This window comes from Bradyrhizobium sp. DN3 (assembly GCF_041357655.1).
Lineage (GTDB): Bacteria > Pseudomonadota > Alphaproteobacteria > Rhizobiales > Xanthobacteraceae > Bradyrhizobium.
Window position 1 is genome coordinate 15,607 of the sequence record NZ_JAULLN010000001.1, and the last position, 17,812, is coordinate 33,418.

The 17,812-nt window shown below is 64.0% G+C and carries 17 protein-coding genes; 15 read left to right on the plus strand and 2 right to left on the minus strand.

The window, feature by feature from the left end:
- Positions 1 to 401 precede the first annotated feature (401 nt).
- Complete coding sequence (locus AAE027_RS00085) at positions 402 to 845, plus strand: SRPBCC family protein (protein WP_091892246.1); 444 nt, start codon at positions 402 to 404, stop codon at positions 843 to 845.
- A 329-nt stretch (positions 846 to 1,174) separates the two neighbouring features.
- Here the strand turns inward: AAE027_RS00085 and AAE027_RS00090 are convergent, their stop codons facing one another.
- A complete protein-coding gene (locus AAE027_RS00090; protein WP_370990847.1) occupies positions 1,175 to 2,506 on the minus strand; it encodes an Hsp70 family protein in 1,332 nt (443 codons plus the stop codon).
- Positions 2,507 to 2,864: 358 nt separating this feature from the next.
- On the opposite strand from AAE027_RS00090, the gene AAE027_RS00095 reads away from it, so the two are divergent.
- From AAE027_RS00095 to AAE027_RS00110, 4 genes are all read left to right on the plus strand, one after another.
- Positions 2,865 to 3,002, plus strand: coding sequence for a hypothetical protein (locus AAE027_RS00095; RefSeq protein WP_164934547.1), 138 nt, complete (start codon positions 2,865 to 2,867; stop codon positions 3,000 to 3,002).
- Between the two features lie 465 nt (positions 3,003 to 3,467).
- Positions 3,468 to 4,475: a Bug family tripartite tricarboxylate transporter substrate binding protein gene (locus AAE027_RS00100; protein WP_091892242.1), complete on the plus strand. Its 1,008-nt coding sequence runs from the start codon at positions 3,468 to 3,470 to the stop codon at positions 4,473 to 4,475.
- 84 nt (positions 4,476 to 4,559) lie between these two features.
- The gene (locus tag AAE027_RS00105; protein WP_091892240.1) at positions 4,560 to 5,057 is read left to right on the plus strand and encodes a tripartite tricarboxylate transporter TctB family protein; all 498 of its coding nucleotides are present in this window, start codon (positions 4,560 to 4,562) and stop codon (positions 5,055 to 5,057) included.
- A gap of 41 nt (positions 5,058 to 5,098) precedes the next feature.
- Entirely contained in the window at positions 5,099 to 6,655 is a 1,557-nt protein-coding gene (locus AAE027_RS00110; RefSeq protein ID WP_370990846.1) for a tripartite tricarboxylate transporter permease, read from the plus strand.
- A 162-nt stretch (positions 6,656 to 6,817) separates the two neighbouring features.
- On the opposite strand, the gene AAE027_RS00115 is transcribed toward AAE027_RS00110, so the two are convergent.
- Entirely contained in the window at positions 6,818 to 7,033 is a 216-nt protein-coding gene (locus AAE027_RS00115; protein WP_370990845.1) for a hypothetical protein, read from the minus strand.
- On the opposite strand from AAE027_RS00115, the gene oxlT (AAE027_RS00120) reads away from it, so the two are divergent.
- From oxlT (AAE027_RS00120) to AAE027_RS00165, 10 genes are all read left to right on the plus strand, one after another.
- Positions 7,023 to 8,312: an oxalate/formate MFS antiporter gene (oxlT, locus tag AAE027_RS00120; RefSeq protein WP_091892236.1), complete on the plus strand. Its 1,290-nt coding sequence runs from the start codon at positions 7,023 to 7,025 to the stop codon at positions 8,310 to 8,312. The genes AAE027_RS00115 and oxlT (AAE027_RS00120) overlap by 11 nt on opposite strands.
- Before the next feature lie 261 nt (positions 8,313 to 8,573).
- Positions 8,574 to 9,896 (plus strand): oxalate/formate MFS antiporter, encoded by a 1,323-nt coding sequence (gene oxlT / locus AAE027_RS00125; RefSeq protein WP_370990844.1) that lies wholly within the window; start codon positions 8,574 to 8,576, stop codon positions 9,894 to 9,896.
- 179 nt (positions 9,897 to 10,075) lie between these two features.
- The gene (locus AAE027_RS00130; RefSeq protein ID WP_091892232.1) at positions 10,076 to 10,501 is read left to right on the plus strand and encodes a CBS domain-containing protein; all 426 of its coding nucleotides are present in this window, start codon (positions 10,076 to 10,078) and stop codon (positions 10,499 to 10,501) included.
- Positions 10,502 to 10,606: 105 nt separating this feature from the next.
- Complete coding sequence (locus tag AAE027_RS00135; protein ID WP_370990843.1) at positions 10,607 to 11,626, plus strand: 2-dehydropantoate 2-reductase; 1,020 nt, start codon at positions 10,607 to 10,609, stop codon at positions 11,624 to 11,626.
- A gap of 11 nt (positions 11,627 to 11,637) precedes the next feature.
- Positions 11,638 to 12,411 (plus strand): fumarylacetoacetate hydrolase family protein, encoded by a 774-nt coding sequence (locus AAE027_RS00140; protein ID WP_370990842.1) that lies wholly within the window; start codon positions 11,638 to 11,640, stop codon positions 12,409 to 12,411.
- Between the two features lie 371 nt (positions 12,412 to 12,782).
- Entirely contained in the window at positions 12,783 to 12,986 is a 204-nt protein-coding gene (locus tag AAE027_RS00145) for a hypothetical protein (RefSeq protein ID WP_370990841.1), read from the plus strand.
- Between the two features lie 55 nt (positions 12,987 to 13,041).
- The gene (locus AAE027_RS00150; protein ID WP_370990840.1) at positions 13,042 to 13,692 is read left to right on the plus strand and encodes a hypothetical protein; all 651 of its coding nucleotides are present in this window, start codon (positions 13,042 to 13,044) and stop codon (positions 13,690 to 13,692) included.
- 317 nt (positions 13,693 to 14,009) lie between these two features.
- Positions 14,010 to 15,005, plus strand: a complete 996-nt coding sequence (locus AAE027_RS00155) for an NAD(P)H-dependent flavin oxidoreductase (RefSeq protein WP_370990839.1) — start codon at positions 14,010 to 14,012, stop codon at positions 15,003 to 15,005.
- 124 nt (positions 15,006 to 15,129) lie between these two features.
- A complete protein-coding gene (locus tag AAE027_RS00160; RefSeq protein WP_370990838.1) occupies positions 15,130 to 16,098 on the plus strand; it encodes a zinc-binding dehydrogenase in 969 nt (322 codons plus the stop codon).
- 222 nt (positions 16,099 to 16,320) lie between these two features.
- Positions 16,321 to 17,694 (plus strand): cation-efflux pump, encoded by a 1,374-nt coding sequence (locus AAE027_RS00165; RefSeq protein WP_370990837.1) that lies wholly within the window; start codon positions 16,321 to 16,323, stop codon positions 17,692 to 17,694.
- Positions 17,695 to 17,812: the final 118 nt, after the last annotated feature.

Genomic DNA, 17,812 nt, shown 5'->3' on the forward strand with positions numbered 1-17,812 from the left:
TGAGGCAAACTGCCCGCAAAAAGGGAGGGCAATCGCATATGGTGCGAATGATGCTTCGGCGTCGGGACTCGGCTCCCTCTCCCGCCTGCTGGGGAGGGCTGGCGTGGGGATATCTCCGCGGCGGGATTGTCGAGAAATGTGGAGGCTGTCCCTGGGTGGCAAGAGCCCTCACCCGCCGCGCTCTGCGAGCGCGTCGGCCTCTCCCGCAAGCGGGAGAGGCGAAGCACCTCCGTCGCGGCGGCGATCAAGCCTCATCCCATCATGCTTAGCAACCGGCCGAACAAGACTCGACCAAAAAAATCCGAGACGCTTGTCGGATCGGCAGCTTCCCCGTCGTCCTCGTGACATGAATGGGCCATAGACGCCAAACTCGGGCCCATCAATCACTGAGGATAACAACCATGCCCAGCACGATCCGCCTGCACCGCGTCCTGGCCACCAGCCCGGAGAAAGTCTATCGCGCCTTCCTAGAGGCCGATGCGATGGCGAAATGGCTTCCGCCGAACGGCTTCACCTGCACCGTGCATCATTTCGAGCCCAAGGTCGGCGGCACGTTCAAGATGTCGTTCCGGAATTTCACCACAGGCAACGGCCATTCGTTCGGCGGTGAATATGTCGAGCTCGTGCCCGGCGAACGCATCCGCTACACCGACAAGTTCGACGATCCCAATTTGCCGGGCCTGATCGAGGTGACCGTGGTCTTGAAGAAGGTCTCGGTCGGCACCGAACTCGACATCACGCAGGCCGGCATCCCCGACGTGATCCCGCCGGAGGCCTGTTATCTCGGCTGGCAGGAATCGCTACGCAACCTGGCCCGGCTCGTCGAGCCGGAGATCAACCAATAGCGACGACATGAGTATTGTAGGGTGGGCAAAGCGCAGCGTACCCACCAATGCTCTCTCAACCCGGAAAGATGGTGGGCACGGCGCTCCGCGACTTTGCCCACCCTACGGCACTGTTCGATGGGACGCGCGGATCTACCCACGTCGTCATTGCGAGCGCAGCGAAGCAATCCAGAATCGTTCTGCGGAGGGACTCTGGATTGCTTCGCTGCGCTCGCAATGACGGAGAATGAGGAAGTTTCCGAGAGAACAACTCACATCGAGTCTGCAGATATCTACACAGCCCAACTGCGGTTGCCAGTGAAGCAGATCCGACTGATTGCGAACGATTGTTACGCGCCTGTCCTCGGCTCGATCCCGCCACTCGCCGTCCATCGGCCCGGATCAGGACTATGTCCGATCAGCGCCAGCCCGTACGCGATCGACTCGAACTGGTCGCCCGACATCAGCCGTTCGTTGCCGAACCGCTCGGCGAACAGCTTTCGGACGGCGGGCACGAAGGACGTGCCGCCGGTCAAGAACACCTTCTCCACCTCGCGCGCGGTGATGCGGGCCTCGCCCAGCACCTTGTCGACGGTGGCTCCCAACCGGGCGATGTCGTCGGCGATCCAGGATTCGAAATTCTTCCGTGTGATGGCCGCGCCGATGTCGACGCCGCCGCCTTTGAAGCGGAAGTCCACCTGGTCCTGAGCCGACAGCGCCACCTTGGCGTCGGACACCGCGCGGTACAGCGCAAAGCCGAGGTCGAGATCGACGATGGTGATGAAGTCCTCGAGCAGAGCCGGCTTCAGCGCGGTGCGCGCAAGCTCGCGGAGCTCGCGCAGATCGCCGTTGCTCTTCATCATCGCGAGCTGATGCCAGCGCGCGAGGTTGGTGTAGTGGCCGCTGGGGACCGGCAGCACCTTGTCGAATGAGCGGAAGCTGGAGCCCTTGCCGAGGCGCGGCGAGACGACATGATCGACGATACGGTAATCGAACGTGTCGCCGGCGATGCCGATGCCGGCGTGTCCCAGCGGCTCGGCGCGCAGGCTGCCGCCTGCACGCGAGAAACGCATCACGGAGAAATCGCTGGTGCCGCCGCCGAAATCCGCGACCAGCACGGTGGCATCGCGCTCCAGCCGGCGGGCGAAGGAGAACGCCGCGCCCACGGGCTCGTAGACGTAGCGGGCGTGGCCGGCGCCGAGACGGTCGAACGCGGCCCGGTAGCGCTGCATCGCCAACGCCTCGTCGGGATTGCCGCCGGCAAAGCGGACGGGGCGGCCGACCGTGATGTTTGCGGCCTCGAAGCCGAACCGGTCCCCGCCACGGCGCGCCAGCGTCCGCAGGAACGCCGCCAAGATATCCTCGAACTTGTAGCGCTGCCGGAACACCTGGGTGGTGTTGAAGCTGCTGCTCGCCGCAAAGGTCTTGAACGATTGGAGGAAGCGGTAGACGTGGCGTCCTTCGAGAAATTGTTCGATCGCCCAAGGCCCGCCCTCGGCCTGGGCGCCGGCTCCCGGCCGGTCCTCCCAGAAGCACAACGCCGACACATAGACGCTGTGGCGCTGACCGCCGTGATCGAAGCGAATGGCCTCGACCCGGCGATCGTCCGCCGCGAGCGCGACGACCGTATTGCTGGTCCCAAAATCGATGCCGATCGAGACGGCGGGCGAGGCGCTCGACATGAACCACTCTGAAGTTGATTGGATAAGGGGGCGGACCACTAGCCGCTTTGCATGGCCGTGCCAAGGGCTTGCCCGTTGCAGTGCGGCTAGAACCTGGCGTCGATTGTTGCGAGATTTCCGCTTCCAGCCGGACGTTTCAGCCCGCTTTTCCCGTCTTTAGGCGATGAAAAGACCCGCCTTCCCGCCGCGCCGGCAACTTTATGTCCGAAATGCCCCCCGTTAACCCGGCATTATGCTGCAATGCGAGAGGTTGCGTGCTGCTATGCAAACAAGAGCATGGACACTGGCATCTGGTATACATAAATTGCCCTTCGAAATGAGACAGCAAGATTGACTGTTCTCAAGAAAGGGATTTCCGATGTCCAAGACCGCTTCCGTTGCTCTCGCCCCCTCCTCCTCGCTGTTCGCCCGCCTGATGGCCGCGATCGACAGCCTCCTGATGGCGAGCGCCGAGATTTCGAATCACAACGGCGACCTGCCGCGTTTCGGCCTGTAAAAAAGGCCTTGCCCGCCCCCGCCGAACGGCGGGCTGGCAAACCCCGCATACGCTGCGTTTGATCAAATGGCCCCGCATGTCGGGGCCATTTTGTTTTTTCGTCCTCGCCCCGCTCGCGACCGCATCTGCGACGATTGGTCCGCCGACGTGACCCGCCGATCCGATTGTTTGGCCGCTGGCATCTCGCATACCATTCGGGAACCAAGAACGGTTTCACAATCAAAGGTGTAAGGCGGGGAAACACAGCGCGGGACGGGAACGGCCGAGGGGAGACGCGTGCCGCGAACCCCGGCGGAGCCTTAGCCGAAAGGAGCGGATGCCGCGCGTTGTCCCTGCTCATAGAGTTTCTATCGGGACTGCCGTGGGAGATCGACCGCAAGGGTGACCCCAGGGCAGGTGAATCGAGATGGGCTGACGCAAGTCGACAAAGAGCGGCTGCGTTCGAGGTTCGACAGGGAGAGAAACATGAAGCCATTCGTTCTGAATGTCGCTTTGGCGGCAATCGCGATGTCGTGCGCCAACAGCACTGCAAGCCGTGCTGCCTGGGAGCCGGTCCGTCCAGTCGAGTTCATCGTGCCCGCGGGCACCGGCGGCGGCGCCGATCAGATGGCGCGCACCATCCAGGGCATCGTTACCAAGCACAATCTGATGAAGCAGCCGCTGGTCGTCATCAACAAGGCCGGCGGCGCAGGCGGCGAAGGCTTCCTGGATGTGAAGACGTCGTCGGGCAATCCTCACAAGATCATCATCACGCTGTCGAACCTGTTCACGACACCGCTGGCAACGGGGATTCCGTTCAACTGGAAGGATTTGAGCCCGGTGGCGATGCTGGCGCTCGATGAATTCGTGCTCTGGGTGAATGCAGAGAAGCCGTACAACACCGTCAAGGACTACGTCGACGCCGTGAAGAAGGCGCCGCCCGGCTCATTCAAGATGGGCGGCACCGGCTCCAAGCAGGAAGACCAGATCATCACGGTCGGCATCGAGAAGGCGATCGACTCGAAGTTCACCTACATCCCGTACAAGGGCGGCGGCGAAGTTGCCGTTCAGCTCGTCGGCAACCACGTCGATTCGACCGTCAACAATCCGATCGAGGCGGTCGCGCAATGGCGCGGCGGCAAGCTCCGTCCGCTCTGCGTCTTCGACGCCCAGCCGATGGCCTATGACGAGCCGATCGCCGAGGGCAAGGCCTGGAAGGATATTCCGACCTGCAAGTCGCAGGGCCTGGCGATGGAATATCTCATGCTGCGCGGCATCTTCATGTCGCCCAAGGCCACGAAGGATCAGATCGAATACTACGTCGAGCTGTTCAAGAAGGTCCGCGCCACGCCGGAATGGCAGGATTTCATGAAGAACGGCGCCTTCAACACGACATTCCTGACCGGAGCAGAATACGCGAAGTGGGTCGAGGCCGAGGAGAAGCGCCACCAAGGCTTGATGAAGGAAGCCGGCTTCCTCGGGTCGGGAAACTGACCCGCGACATCGACGACGGCTGAGGACGCTACGCGTCCTCCCGTCTGCCGCGACCGCGAAAGACTGCGTCCGCCTGGAGGTCACATGACTGAACAATCCGGATCCGAATCCGGCCCCGCACACAAGACGCTGGAAATCGGCATCGCGCTATTGATCGGCGCCTTCGGCCTGGTCGTGATCTTCGGCAGCCTGAAGGCCGGCATCAACTGGGGCGCGGAAGGCCCGCGTGCCGGCTTCTTCCCCTTCTATGTTGGCGCCACCATCGTCGGCGCAAGCGCCATCAACCTCTGGAGCGCCCGACGCGACGGTGACGGCCGGCTGTTCGCAACATGGGGACAGCTTCGCCAGGTCATGAGCGTCGTCGTGCCCACCGCGATCTATGTCGGCTCGATGCCGTTCATCGGCCTCTACGTCGCCTCGATGGTCTTCATCGCCTGGTTCATGCGCTGGCTCGGCGGCTATCGCTGGCTGACGACCATCGCAGTGGCGATCGGCATGCCGGTGCTGACCTATCTTGTTTTCGAGCGCTGGTTCCTGGTCCCGCTGCCCAAGGGTCCGTTCGAGGAATGGCTCGGTCTGTAAGAGCTGCGCCGCCATCCGTTACTGCTGCAGGACGTATCGATATGGAAGAGTTGGCCAATCTGTTTCACGGCTTCGCGGTCGCCCTGCAGCCCTACAACATCATGCTGATGATCATCGGCATCACGCTCGGTGTCATCATCGGCGTGCTTCCGGGACTCGGCGGCGCCAACGGCGTGGCGATCCTCCTTCCCCTGACCTTCAGCATGCCGCCGACATCGGCGATCATCATGCTGTCCTGCATCTATTGGGGCGCATTGTTCGGCGGCGCCATCACCTCGATCCTGTTCAACATACCCGGCGAGCCCTGGTCCGTGGCGACCACCTTCGACGGCTATCCGATGGCGCAACAGGGCAAGCCCGGCGAAGCCCTGACCGCCGCCTTCACCTCCTCCTTCGTGGGCGCATTGTTTGCCGTCATCATGATCACGCTGGTTGCGCCGCTCGTCGCGGGCTTTGCGCTGCGATTTGGTCCGGCGGAGAAGTTCGCGGTGTACTTCCTCGCCTTCTGCAGCTTCGTCGGCCTCAGCAAGGAGCCGCCGTTCAAGACCATCGCGGCGATGATGGTGGGCTTTGCGCTCGCGGCGGTCGGCCTCGACTCGATCACGGGACAGTTGCGGCTGACCTTCGGCGTCACCGAACTGCTCAACGGATTCGACTTCCTGATCGCCGTGATCGGCCTGTTCGGCATTGGCGAGATCCTGCTGACCATGGAGGAAGGGCTGGCTTTCCGCGGCGGCAGTGCCACCATCAACCTTCGGGTCGTGCTTCAGACCTGGCGGGAATTACCCTCCTACTGGATGACCTCGCTGCGCTCCTGCCTGATCGGGTGCTGGATGGGCATCACGCCCGCTGGTGCTACGCCGGCATCCTTCATGAGCTACGGCATCGCCAAGCGTCTGGCGCGGCGCGGCAACAATTTCGGCAGGGGCGAGATCGAGGGCGTGATCGCGCCGGAGACGGCCGCACATGCCGCGGGCACCTCGGCGCTGCTGCCGATGCTGTCGCTCGGAGTGCCGGGCTCCCCGACTGCCGCCGTCCTGCTAGGCGGCTTGTTGATCTGGGGCCTGCAGCCGGGCCCCATGCTGTTCGTCGAGCAGAAGGAATTTGTCTGGGGCCTGATCGCGTCGATGTATCTCGGCAATCTCGCCGGCCTCGTCGTCGTGCTCACCTGCGTGCCGATCTTCGCCGCGATCCTCCGCGTGCCCTTCGGCATCATCGCGCCGCTCATCATGGTGCTCTGCGCGATCGGCGCCTATTCCGTGCACAACAGCACCTTCGATGTGATGCTGATGCTGGTGTTCGGCGTGCTCGGCTATCTCCTGAAGAAGTGCAACTACCCGCTCGCACCGCTGGTGCTCGCCATCGTGCTCGGCGACAAGGCGGAGGAAGCCTTCCGCCAGTCGCTGCTGGGCTCACAGGGGTCGCTCGGGGTGTTTTTCTCCAACGGCCTCGTCAGCACGATCATGGCGCTCGGTCTGGTCGCCCTGTTCTGGTCCGCGATCCAGGAAGGCTACAGCCGCCTGCGCACGTCGATGGCGCGAGGCGCGCCGCCGGCGCAATCCGCGCCGAAAAGCGAAGGCCGAATCTCTCCGCACTAGGCTTCTGGAATAAAGAATTCCAGGAAATGGGCGGTCACCGAACGTCCGCGCCTCGGGCCGCGCGAGCGGCACACGCCCCCATCGGCAGCCTAAAAGTCCGAGCGGAGCGGGTTTGCAGGCAGTTCTTTGCGGCTTGCGCAAATACGAAAATCTGTCACGGAATCAATCTGTTGAATTGACCCGGTCGCCGCCGTCGCGGTTACGCCGCAGCGTTTTGGGCTTTACAATTCCTCGGCCATCGCGCATGTGAACGACTCCCGCGATATTTCGCCGCACCTCCAGTCCTCTGCTTGAATCTTGGCATAATGAATACCAGGATGCGGGCAGCGCATGCATAAAAATGATCAGCGCGTTCGGGAGGGTTTTAATGACGGACATGGTGCAGTCAACAGCGGCTCCAAGTGCCGCGCGCGTCAGCGATGCTTATCGCTGGGCGCAATTGGCCATCGGCGTAGGCGCGATGGTGATGATCGCCAACTATCAATACGGCTGGACGTTCTTCGTCCCCGACATCCAGAAGAAGTTCGGCTGGGATCGCGCCTCGATCCAATGGGCCTTCACCCTGTTCGTTTTGTTCGAGACCTGGCTCGTGCCGGTCGAAGGTTGGTTCGTCGATAAATACGGCCCGCGTATCGTGGTGCTGGTCGGCGGCGTGCTCTGTGCCATCGGCTGGGCGATCAACGCGCAGGCGACAACGCTCAACGGCTATTATCTCGGCATGATCATCGCAGGCATCGGCGCCGGCGGCGTCTACGGCACCTGCGTCGGCAACGCGCTGAAGTGGTTTCCGGACAAGCGCGGTCTTGCCGCGGGCATCACGGCCGCAGGCTTCGGTGCAGGCTCTGCGCTGACCGTCGCGCCGATCCAGGCCATGATCAAGGACAGTGGCTTCCAGACCACCTTCCTCTATTTCGGCCTCGGGCAAGGCATCATCATCTGCATCCTCGCCTTCTTCCTGCTGGCGCCGAAATCGGGCCAGGTGCCGAACGTCGTGGTCAATGCCGCGCTGCTCCAGTCCCGGCGCAACTACCAGCCGACCGAGGTGCTGCGTCAGCCGATCTTCTGGCTGATGTACTTCATGTTCGTGATCGTCGGCGCCGGCGGCCTTATGGTGACGGCGAACCTGAAGCCGATCGCGGCCGACTGGAAGGTCGACAACGTGCCGGTCACGCTGATGGCGGTGACGATGACGGCGGTGACCTTCGCGGCGACGATCGACCGCGTGCTCAACGGCCTGACGCGTCCGTTCTTCGGCTGGATCTCCGACATGATCGGCCGCGAGAACACGATGTTCATCGCCTTCGGCATGGAAGGGATCGGCATCTGGTTTCTCTACCTCTGGGGCCACGATCCGATCTGGTTCGTGCTGCTCTCGGGCTTCGTGTTCTTCGCCTGGGGTGAGATCTACTCGCTGTTCCCCTCGACCTGCACCGACACGTTCGGCGCCAAGTTCGCGACCACCAATGCCGGCCTGCTCTACACCGCGAAGGGCACCGCCGCGCTGCTGGTGCCGATCGCCAACTACATGCAGCAGTCGTCGGGCACCTGGGACAGCGTGTTCATCATCGCGGCAGGCGCCAACATCCTGGCTTCGCTGCTGGCGATCGTGCTGCTCAAGCCCTGGCGCAAGGTCGTGGTCGCGAAATCGACCGTCTGACCCGCTCCACCACAGTTCACTGAGCATGACGCCCGGCCTCACGGCCGGGCGTTTTCGTTTGATGCGAAGACACTGCGATGCCGTGGAGAGCGGCTGGAACCCGCGCATTTTGTTGGACGGGGAGCCAAGATAAGGCTTGCAATCTGGAATATGGTATACCAAGCTCCGCGCCGCGCTTGCGACGATAAGCCACAACATTTGCGACACTGGGTCATCTTGCAATCCCACGTCGCAGTTAATCAGCGCGTTGGGAGGTTCTTGATGATTTCCAGCTTGGACGGCGCCGTCACGGCCGCGCCTCTTCGCACCGGTTTCCGCTGGCTCCAGCTCGTGATGGGCATCGTCTGCATGGCGATGATCGCCAATCTGCAATACGGCTGGACGCTCTTCGTCGATCCGATCGATGCGGCCCATCATTGGGGACGCGCCGCGATCCAGCTCGCTTTCACCATCTTCGTGGTCACCGAGACCTGGCTGGTGCCGGTCGAAGCCTGGTTCGTCGACAAATACGGCCCGCGCATCGTGGTCATGTTCGGCGGCGCGATGATCGCGCTCTCGTGGATTCTCAACTCCTACGCCGATAGCCTCACCCTGCTCTACGCCGCCGCGATCATCGGCGGCATGGGCGCGGGCGCGGTGTACGGCACCTGCGTCGGCAACGCGCTGAAATGGTTTCCCGACCGCCGCGGCCTCGCAGCGGGTGCGACCGCCGCCGGCTTCGGCGCCGGCGCCGCGCTCACCATCGTGCCGATCGCAAGTATGATCGTATCGAGCGGCTATCAGCACGCGTTCCTCACCTTCGGTATCGGCCAGGGCCTGATCGTGTTCGTGCTTGCCTTCTTCATCCAGCCGCCGCGGATCTCGATTCCGCCGAAGAAGAAGCAGCTCAATTTGCCGCAGACCAAGATCGACTTCACGCCGCCGCAAGTGCTGCGGACCCCTATTTTCTGGGTGATGTATCTCGTTTTCGTCATGGTCGCTTCCGGCGGCCTGATGACCGCGGCGCAGATCGCCCCGATCGCGCACGACTTCAAGATCGCCGACACGCCGGTCACCCTCGCCGGCTTCCAGATGGCGGCTTTGACCTTCGCGATCTCGCTCGACCGCATCTTCGACGGTTTCGGACGTCCCTTCTTCGGCTGGGTCTCCGACACGATCGGCCGCGAGCCCACCATGTTCATCGCCTTCGGCACGGCGGCGGTGATGCTGCTGGCGCTGTCGGCCTATGGTCACGTACCCGTCGTCTTCGTACTCGCCACCGCGATCTATTTCGGCGTGTTCGGCGAGATCTACTCGCTATTCCCCGCGACCTGCGGCGACACCTTCGGCTCGAAGTTCGCGACCACCAACAACGGCATGCTCTACACCGCCAAGGGCACAGCATCCCTGCTCGTCCCGCTTGCTAGCGTGATCTCGACCGCCTATGGCTGGAAGGCCGTGTTCGTGGTCGCGGTGGCGCTGAACGCGACGGCGGCGCTGATGGCGCTGTTCGTGATCAAGCCGCTGCGCCGCTCCTTCATCCTCGGCAAGGAAGCCGAGAGCGCTGACACCGCAACAGGCAATGCCAAGACCGAGACGGCGTAAGCCACCAACACGCTTTGCAGGGCTTGAGAAGGGGCGCAGCGATGCGCCCCTTCTTTTTTTGGCGCGCGGCAAACGTCAGCATTGCTGCCGCAAGATTTTTCGGATCAGACAAATCCAGCGCTTGACGGTTGGCATTATGTATACCACACTTGGCCTGTCATTCACCCAGGGAGGTTGCAATGCTGGTCGGAGACATTCTGCGCAAGAAGACGCCGCGCGTTGTCACGGTGCGAATGAACGAAACGGTGGGTATCGCCGCCAAGCTGATGCGCGCCAACAACATCAGCGCGCTGGTGGTGAAGGACGTGGTCCGCTCGGAAGGCAATACCGCGGTCGGCATGTTCACCGAGCGTGACGTGGTGCGCGCCGTCGCCGAGCACGGTGCGGCTGCCGTCAACGTCAAGGTCTCGCAGCTGGTCTCGGTACAGCAGCTCGTCTCCTGCACCTCCTCGGACACGATCGAGCATGTCCGGCACCTGATGAACCGTCATCACATCCGCCATTTGCCCGTGATCGACGATTACAGCCTCGTCTCGGTCATCAGCATGCGCGACATCGCCGCTGCCGTTGACGAGGCCACCAACTCGACGCCGCAAGCAGCCTAAAGCGGCAAGCCTTCCCCTGCGACTACCGGCCCCGGCTCGGATCCTTCCGAGCCGGACCGGATCTTTCGTCCCAAATTCCGGCTTCTGCTCCTTCGCGAGGACTTCATGAAGATCTGCATCTATGGCGCCGGCGCGATCGGCGGTTATCTCGGGGTTCAGCTCGCGCGCGCGGGCGCCGATGTCAGCCTGGTCGCACGCGGCGCGCACCTTGCCGCGATGCGCGAGCGCGGCCTCTCGCTGCTCGCAGGCGAGGAGAAGCACACCGTGCATCCGCGCTGCACCGACGATCCCGCCGAGCTCGGCGTGCAGGATTACATCATCATCACGCTGAAGGCGCATTCGATCACCGGCGTGATCGAGAAGATGCAGCCGCTCTTGGGCCCGCACACCCGCATCGTCACCGCGGTCAACGGCATCCCCTATTGGTACTTCTACAAGCACGGCGGCCAATACGAGAATTCGACGCTGGAGAGCATCGATCCCGGCGGCCGCCAGTGGCGCGAAATCGGCGCCGAGCGCGCCATCGGCTGCATCGTCTATCCCGCCACCGAGATCGAGGCGCCCGGCGTGATCCGCCACGTCTACGGCAACAATTTCCCGCTCGGCGAGCCCTCGGGCGAGATCACGCCGGACGTGCAGCGCCTCGCCGATCTCTTCGTCGCGGCCGGGCTGAAAGCCCCGGTGCTCGACCGCATCCGCGACGAGATTTGGCTGAAGCTTTGGGGCAATGTCTGCTTCAATCCGATCAGCGCGCTGACCCATGCAACGCTCGACGTGATCTGCACCGATCCGGCGACGCGCGCGCTGTCGCGCGCGATCATGGTGGAGACGCAAGCCATCGCCGAAACGTTTGGCGTCAAATTCCGCGTCGATGTCGAGCGCCGCATCGAGGGCGCCCGCAAGGTCGGCGCACACAAGACCTCGATGCTGCAGGATCTCGAGCGCGGCCGCCCGATGGAGATCGACCCGCTCGTCACCGTGGTGCAGGAGATGGGCCGTCTCACCGGCATCGCCACGCCCGCGCTCGACTCGGTGCTCGCGATGGTGACCCAGCGCGCCCGCATCGCCGGCCTCTATGACGGCGTCTCGACACCTTCAGATCCTCGCGCACTGGCGGTGGCGTGATGGCGGGCGAGATGAAACAGTGGCTCCGCTTCCGCCACGCCGGTGCGACCGGTTTCGGCACCCTGACGCCGTCAGGCATCAGCGTACATGAGGGCGAGATGTTCGGCCGCCATGCGGCCACCGGCAAGGTTCTGGCGCTGTCGGACGTCGAGCTGCTCGCGCCCTGCGTGCCCAGCAAGATCGTCGCGCTCTGGAATAATTTCCACGCGCTCGCCGCCAAGCTGAACCAGCCCGAGCCGCCGGAGCCGCTCTATCTGCTGAAAGCCACCACCAGCATCACGACGCCCGGCGCGGTGATCCGCCGCCCCTCTTATTACGACGGCAAGACCACCTATGAGGGCGAGCTCGGTATCGTCATCGGCAGGACCTGCGCCCGCGTCTCCTCTGGTGAAGCGGACAGCTTCATCTTCGGCTACACCTGCGTCAACGACATCACCGCCAACGACATCCTGACCAGCGACCCCACCTTCCCGCAATGGGCCCGCGCCAAGGGCATCGACGATTACGGCCCGTTCGGCCCCGTCATCGCCACGGGCCTCGATCCGGCCAAGCTCGTGGTCCGCACCATCCTCAATGGCGCGGAGCGGCAGAACTATCCGATCTCGGACATGATCTTCAGCGCGCAGGAGCTGGTCAGCAGAATCTCCTACGACATGACCCTGCTCCCCGGCGACCTCATCGCCGTCGGCACCTCGGTTGGCGTCGGCGTGATGAAGGAGCCGGTGAACACCGTGACCGTCGCGATCGACGGCATCGGCGAGCTGACCAACGAGTTTCGGCTGTAGCGGCAGGCACGGTCCCGTAGCCAGGATGAGCGAAGCGACATCCGGGATCACGCTCTCCGCGAACGTTTCCCGCATATCGCTTCGCTCATGCGGGCTACAAATACAGGGGCGGGCGTAAGATGGGTAGAGCATAGCGAAACCCATCATCTCTCCTCAGCGAAGCGGCTGATGGGTTTCGCTTCGCTCTACTACGGGCTACGGACAGCCATCACGCAGCTCCGAAACATCCGTACACATCACATCTCCGCGCGCCCGACATATGCCGCCAACATGTCCCGCGCTCGCCGCAACTTGGACGCATTCGGCCGCCCTTCTGTGAGGCGTGTCTGGGGGCACGGCATCGCCGTGTTTGGACCAAACCTGCTAGGGGTATGACTGTGAAGAAGATTGCAATTGCTCTGGGTGCTACGCTTGCTCTGGTGACGGCTGCGAACGCCGCGGATCTGCCGCGCCGCCAGCCCGTGCCGGTCTATCCGGCTGAGCAGGCTCCGATCGGCAAGATGCCGATTGGCAAGAGCCCGGTTGGAAAGGCCCCGATCGGCAAGGCGCCCGGCCCGGTCGCAGCGCGTTACTGACGCGCAATACGATACGCATCTCGCGTAAAGCGGCTGAGAGTCGAGGGGCAACAGCGTGACGTACAAACCTGATCGATCCGGATCCTGCATCCTCGCGGGCTTCGCGCTCGCGGCCATGATCGCATGCACGATGCCCTCGGCCTCGGCCCATGAAGCGAACAAGCGCGTTGCCGATGCGAACGCGCTTGCTACGAACGACACCGCATCACGACCGGCGCCGCAAGCGACGCGGCGTCCCGTCGCGCGTGCGGAGAAAGGTCCGTACTACGTCGACTTCCGGGCACGAACCGCCGCGAGCTGGGGCCACGCCTTCGTCTGGTACGGCAAGACCAGCGAGCGTGCCGTCGAGGTCGCGGGCCTCACGCCCGCGGGCGACACGCTTGCTTACGTGCTCGGCCACATCACCTTTGTGCCCTCCGAGACCGGCGCGAGCTACGGCGATCTCGATCCGGAATATCTGACCGCGAGCTATCGCGTGTACCTCAACGAGGCCGACGCCAAGCGCGTATTCGCCTATATCAAGAAATTGCAGGCGAACTCGCCGGTGTGGAACGCCGAGACCGCCAACTGCACCGGCTTCATCGGCGACATCGCCGAGTTCATGGGATTGCAGGTCCCCAACCGCTGGCAGCGCCCGGAAAACTTCGTCAACCGCCTCAAGGAAATGAACGGCGGCCGCCAGATGGTGCGGCTGTCGGCGGAGTAGTTCTTCGGTCCATACTCGGTGTCATTGCCCGCGAAAGCGGGCAATCCAGTATTCGAGAGGCTGCGAAGCTAGAGCCGAAACGCCGCGGCGTACTGGATGCCCCGGTCAAGCCGGGGCATGACGACGGCGTATGAGGAAAGAGCTTGCGCCGTCAGGTAGCGACGCAATCCAATTATCCGCCCCGCGGAATCCCCCTCGTCCCCGCATGATCGCCCCACCCCAATCGCACGCCCCGCTGATAGACTTTTGCCGGCCCGGGCGGCATCCTGACGCCAACACGCGATAACAGATCGCCACACCGGCGGGGGAAACAGAGCATGTTGCAGACACGGTTCACCAAACTCGTCGGCGTCGAGCATCCGATCGTCCAGGGCGGCATGCAATGGGTTGGGCGGGCCGAGCTGGTCGCCGCGGTCGCGAACGCAGGGGCGCTCGGCTTCATCACCGCGCTGACCCAGCCGACGCCGGAGGATCTGACCAAGGAGATCGCGCGCTGCCGCAACCTCACCGACAAGCCCTTTGGCGTCAATCTCACCATCCTGCCCGCGATCAAGCCGCCGCCTTATGCCGAATACCGCGCCGCCATCATCGAGAGCGGGATCAAGGTGGTCGAGACCGCCGGCAACAAGCCGCAGGAGCATGTCGACGAGTTCAAAAGGCACGGCGTCAAGGTCGTGCACAAATGCACCAGCGTGCGGCACGCGCTCTCGGCCGAACGCATGGGCGTCGACGCCATCTCGATCGACGGCTTCGAATGCGCCGGCCACCCCGGCGAGGACGACACGCCCGGCCTGATCCTGATCCCGGCCGCCGCCAACAAGGTCAAGATCCCCATGATCGCCTCCGGCGGCTTTGCCGATGCCCGCGGCCTCGTCGCCGCGCTGGCGCTCGGTGCCGACGGCATCAACATGGGCACGCGCTTCATGGCCACCAAGGAAAGCCCGATCCACCAGCTCATCAAGGAGAAGATCGTCGCCAATGACGAGCGCGAGACCGAGCTGATCTTCCGCACCATGCGCAACACCTCGCGCGTCGCGAAAAATGAGATCTCGACCAAGGTCGTCGCGATGGAGAAGGAAGGCGCCAAGTTCGAGGACATCCGCGAGCTCGTCGCCGGTGCCCGCGGCAAGATGGTCTACGCGACGGGGAATTCGGACGAAGGGATCTGGTCGGCCGGCCAAGTGCAGGGCCTGATCCAGGACATCCCGAGCTGCGCCGAGCTGGTCTCCCGCATCGTGCGCGAGGCAGAGGCGATCATCCGCGGCCGGCTGGAGGGAATGATTGCAGGCGCAGCGGCGCAGGCTGCGGAGTGATCGCCGATGTGATTTGAACACGGCGCCCGCCACCGCGAAGGTATGCTCCCTCGCCCCGCTGCGGGGAGAGGCGAAGAGCACCGCCTCCGGTTAAACCAGTTCGTCAAATGCCAGAAAGCAACTTATGAAGGCTTACGTCTACGGCCCTGATGGCGCTACGATTTCCGACGTCGTTCAACCAAAACCTAAAGGCACGCAGGTGCTGGTCCGCGTCCGCGCCTGTGCCCTCAACCGCGCCGACACCGGCATACGCAAGGGTCACGCCCACGGCGCGGCCGGCGGCGTCGGCACGGTGCTCGGCATGGAATGGGCCGGCGAAGTCGCCGAGCTCGGGCCGGACGCGAAGGGCGTGAGGGTCGGTGACCGCATCATGGGATCGGGCGGCGCCGCGTTTGCCGAATATACGCTGGCCGATCACGGCCGCCTGTTCCACGCGCCCGCGAACATGAATTTCGAGGAGGCGGCCACCCTGCCCGTCGCGCTCGCGACCATGCACAACGCCGTCGTCACCGTCGGCGGCGTGCAGGCGGGCCAGACCGTGCTGATCCAGGGCGCGAGCTCCGGCGTCGGGTTGATGGCGATGCAGATCGCCAGGCTCAAGGGCGCAAAGCTCGTGATCGGCTCGTCGACCGACGCCACCCGCCGCGGCCGGCTGAAGGAGTACGGCGCCGATCTCGCCGTCGATAGCTCCGATCCGAAATGGGTCGACGACGTCCTGAAGGCGACGGACGGCGAAGGCGTCGATCTCATCGTCGACCAGGTCTCGGGCAAGGTCGCCAACCAGAACCTCGCCGCGACGAAGATCAAGGGCCGCATCGTCAATGTCGGCCGGCTCGGCGGCACCCATGCCGACTTCAATTTCGACCTGCACGCCGCCCGCCGCATCGACTATGTCGGCGTCACCTTCCGCTCCCGCACCATCGAGGAAGTCCGCGAGATTTTTGAGGAGGTTCGGAAGGATATCTGGAGTGCGGTGGAAGCGCGAAAACTGCAACTGCCGATCGACAAGGTGTTCGCGTTCGACGACATCGACAAGGCGTTCGAGCACATGGAGGCGAACAAGCATTTGGGGAAGATCGTCGTGACGGTGTGAGGGTGTGCTGACCGAAGTAGAGCGACCGCCCCGCACTCTCCGCTCGTCATGGCCGGGCTTGACCCGGCCATCCACGTCTTTGCCACTCGGCACGAAGAACGTGGATGCCCGGGACAAGCCCGGGCATGACGGAGAGAGGTTGCCATCGCTCCTGCAAGTCACTTGCGACTACAGCTGTGGATCGTGGCTTGATGTTCACCCACGCCCTGCTAAATCCCCGCCATGATCTCCCAGCCCAACAAGACCACGGTCGCCGCGATCTCGATCTTCGCCAGCGGCGGCATGGCGGCGGCCAAATTCGTGGTCGGGATCGCGATCGGCTCGCTGGCGCTGATCTCCGAAGCCCTGCATTCCTCGATCGACCTGGTCGCGACCATCATCACCTGGGCGGTCGTGCGGGTGTCCGACAAGCCGGCGGACGAGGAGCACCATTATGGCCATGGCAAGCTGGAGAGCATCTCCGCGCTCGGCGTCACCGCCCTGCTCTACGTGCTCGCCGGCGGCATCCTGGTCGAGGCCTATAGCCGGCTGCGCGAGGGAACCCCGCCGCCGACCATTTCGGCCGTGCCCTTTGTCGTGCTGGTGATCGACATCGCCGTCAATCTCTGGCGCGCCCGCGCGCTGCACCGCGCCGCGCAGGAGACCAGGAGCCAGGCGCTGGCCGCCGACGCGCTGCATTTCGCCTCCGATGTCATGGGCTCGTCTGCCGTGATCGTGGGCCTGGTCCTCGCCGGGCTCGGCTTCTGGTGGGGCGACGCGGCCGCGGCCGCCGCCGTCGCCGTGCTGATCGCGGCTCTCGGCCTGCGCATGGCGGGCTCGACGGTGCAGACGCTGGTCGACCGCGCGCCGGAGGGCGCCCAGGAGAAGGCCACGGCCGCGATCCGCAGCGTGCCCGGCGTGATCGATGTCGAGCGGCTGCGCCTGCGCATGGTCGGGGCGACCATGTTCATCGACACCATCGCAAAGGTGCCGCGGACCTATCCGATCGACCGCGTCGAGGACATCAAGCACAACGCGCAGGCCGCCGTCACAAGAGCGTTCGGCGACGCCGACCTCACCTTCACCGCCGTCCCCGTCGCACGCAACAACGAGACCGTGCGCGACCGCATCATGGTGATCGCGCGCAATTCCGGCCTCGCCGTCCACCACGTCACGGTGCACGACCTCGGCACCAAGCTGATCGTCGGCATCGACCTCGAGGTCGACGGCGAGATGCAGCTCGAGGCCGCCCATGAGGTCGCCAACACGCTGGAACGCAACATCCAGGAGGAATTCGGCGAGGACGTCGAGGTCGACGTCCATATCGAGCCGCTGGAACCGGAGTTGCCGTTCGGCGTCGACGCCTCGCCGGAACGGGTGCAGACAATTGCCGCCGCGCTGGCCGAGTTTGCCGGCGAGGGCGAGATCCACGACATCCACAATGTGCGCGTCCGCAACACCGACGCCGGCGAGATCGTCAACTTCCACTGCCGCGCCGCGCCGTCGATGAGCGTGATCAGGGTGCACGAGCATGTCGACGCGATCGAGCGCGCATTGCGGCGCGCGTTCCCGAGCGTGAAGCGCGTGATCAGCCACGCCGAGCCGCCGCGTGCGTGACTTAGTGCGCAAGGAGTCACACGTTCTCGTTTCGGACTCCTCACGCACGTGAGTTTGCGGACTCTCGATGCGCAAACTGCGCGTTGGATAAGAATAATTTCGCGTTAACGATTCGTTG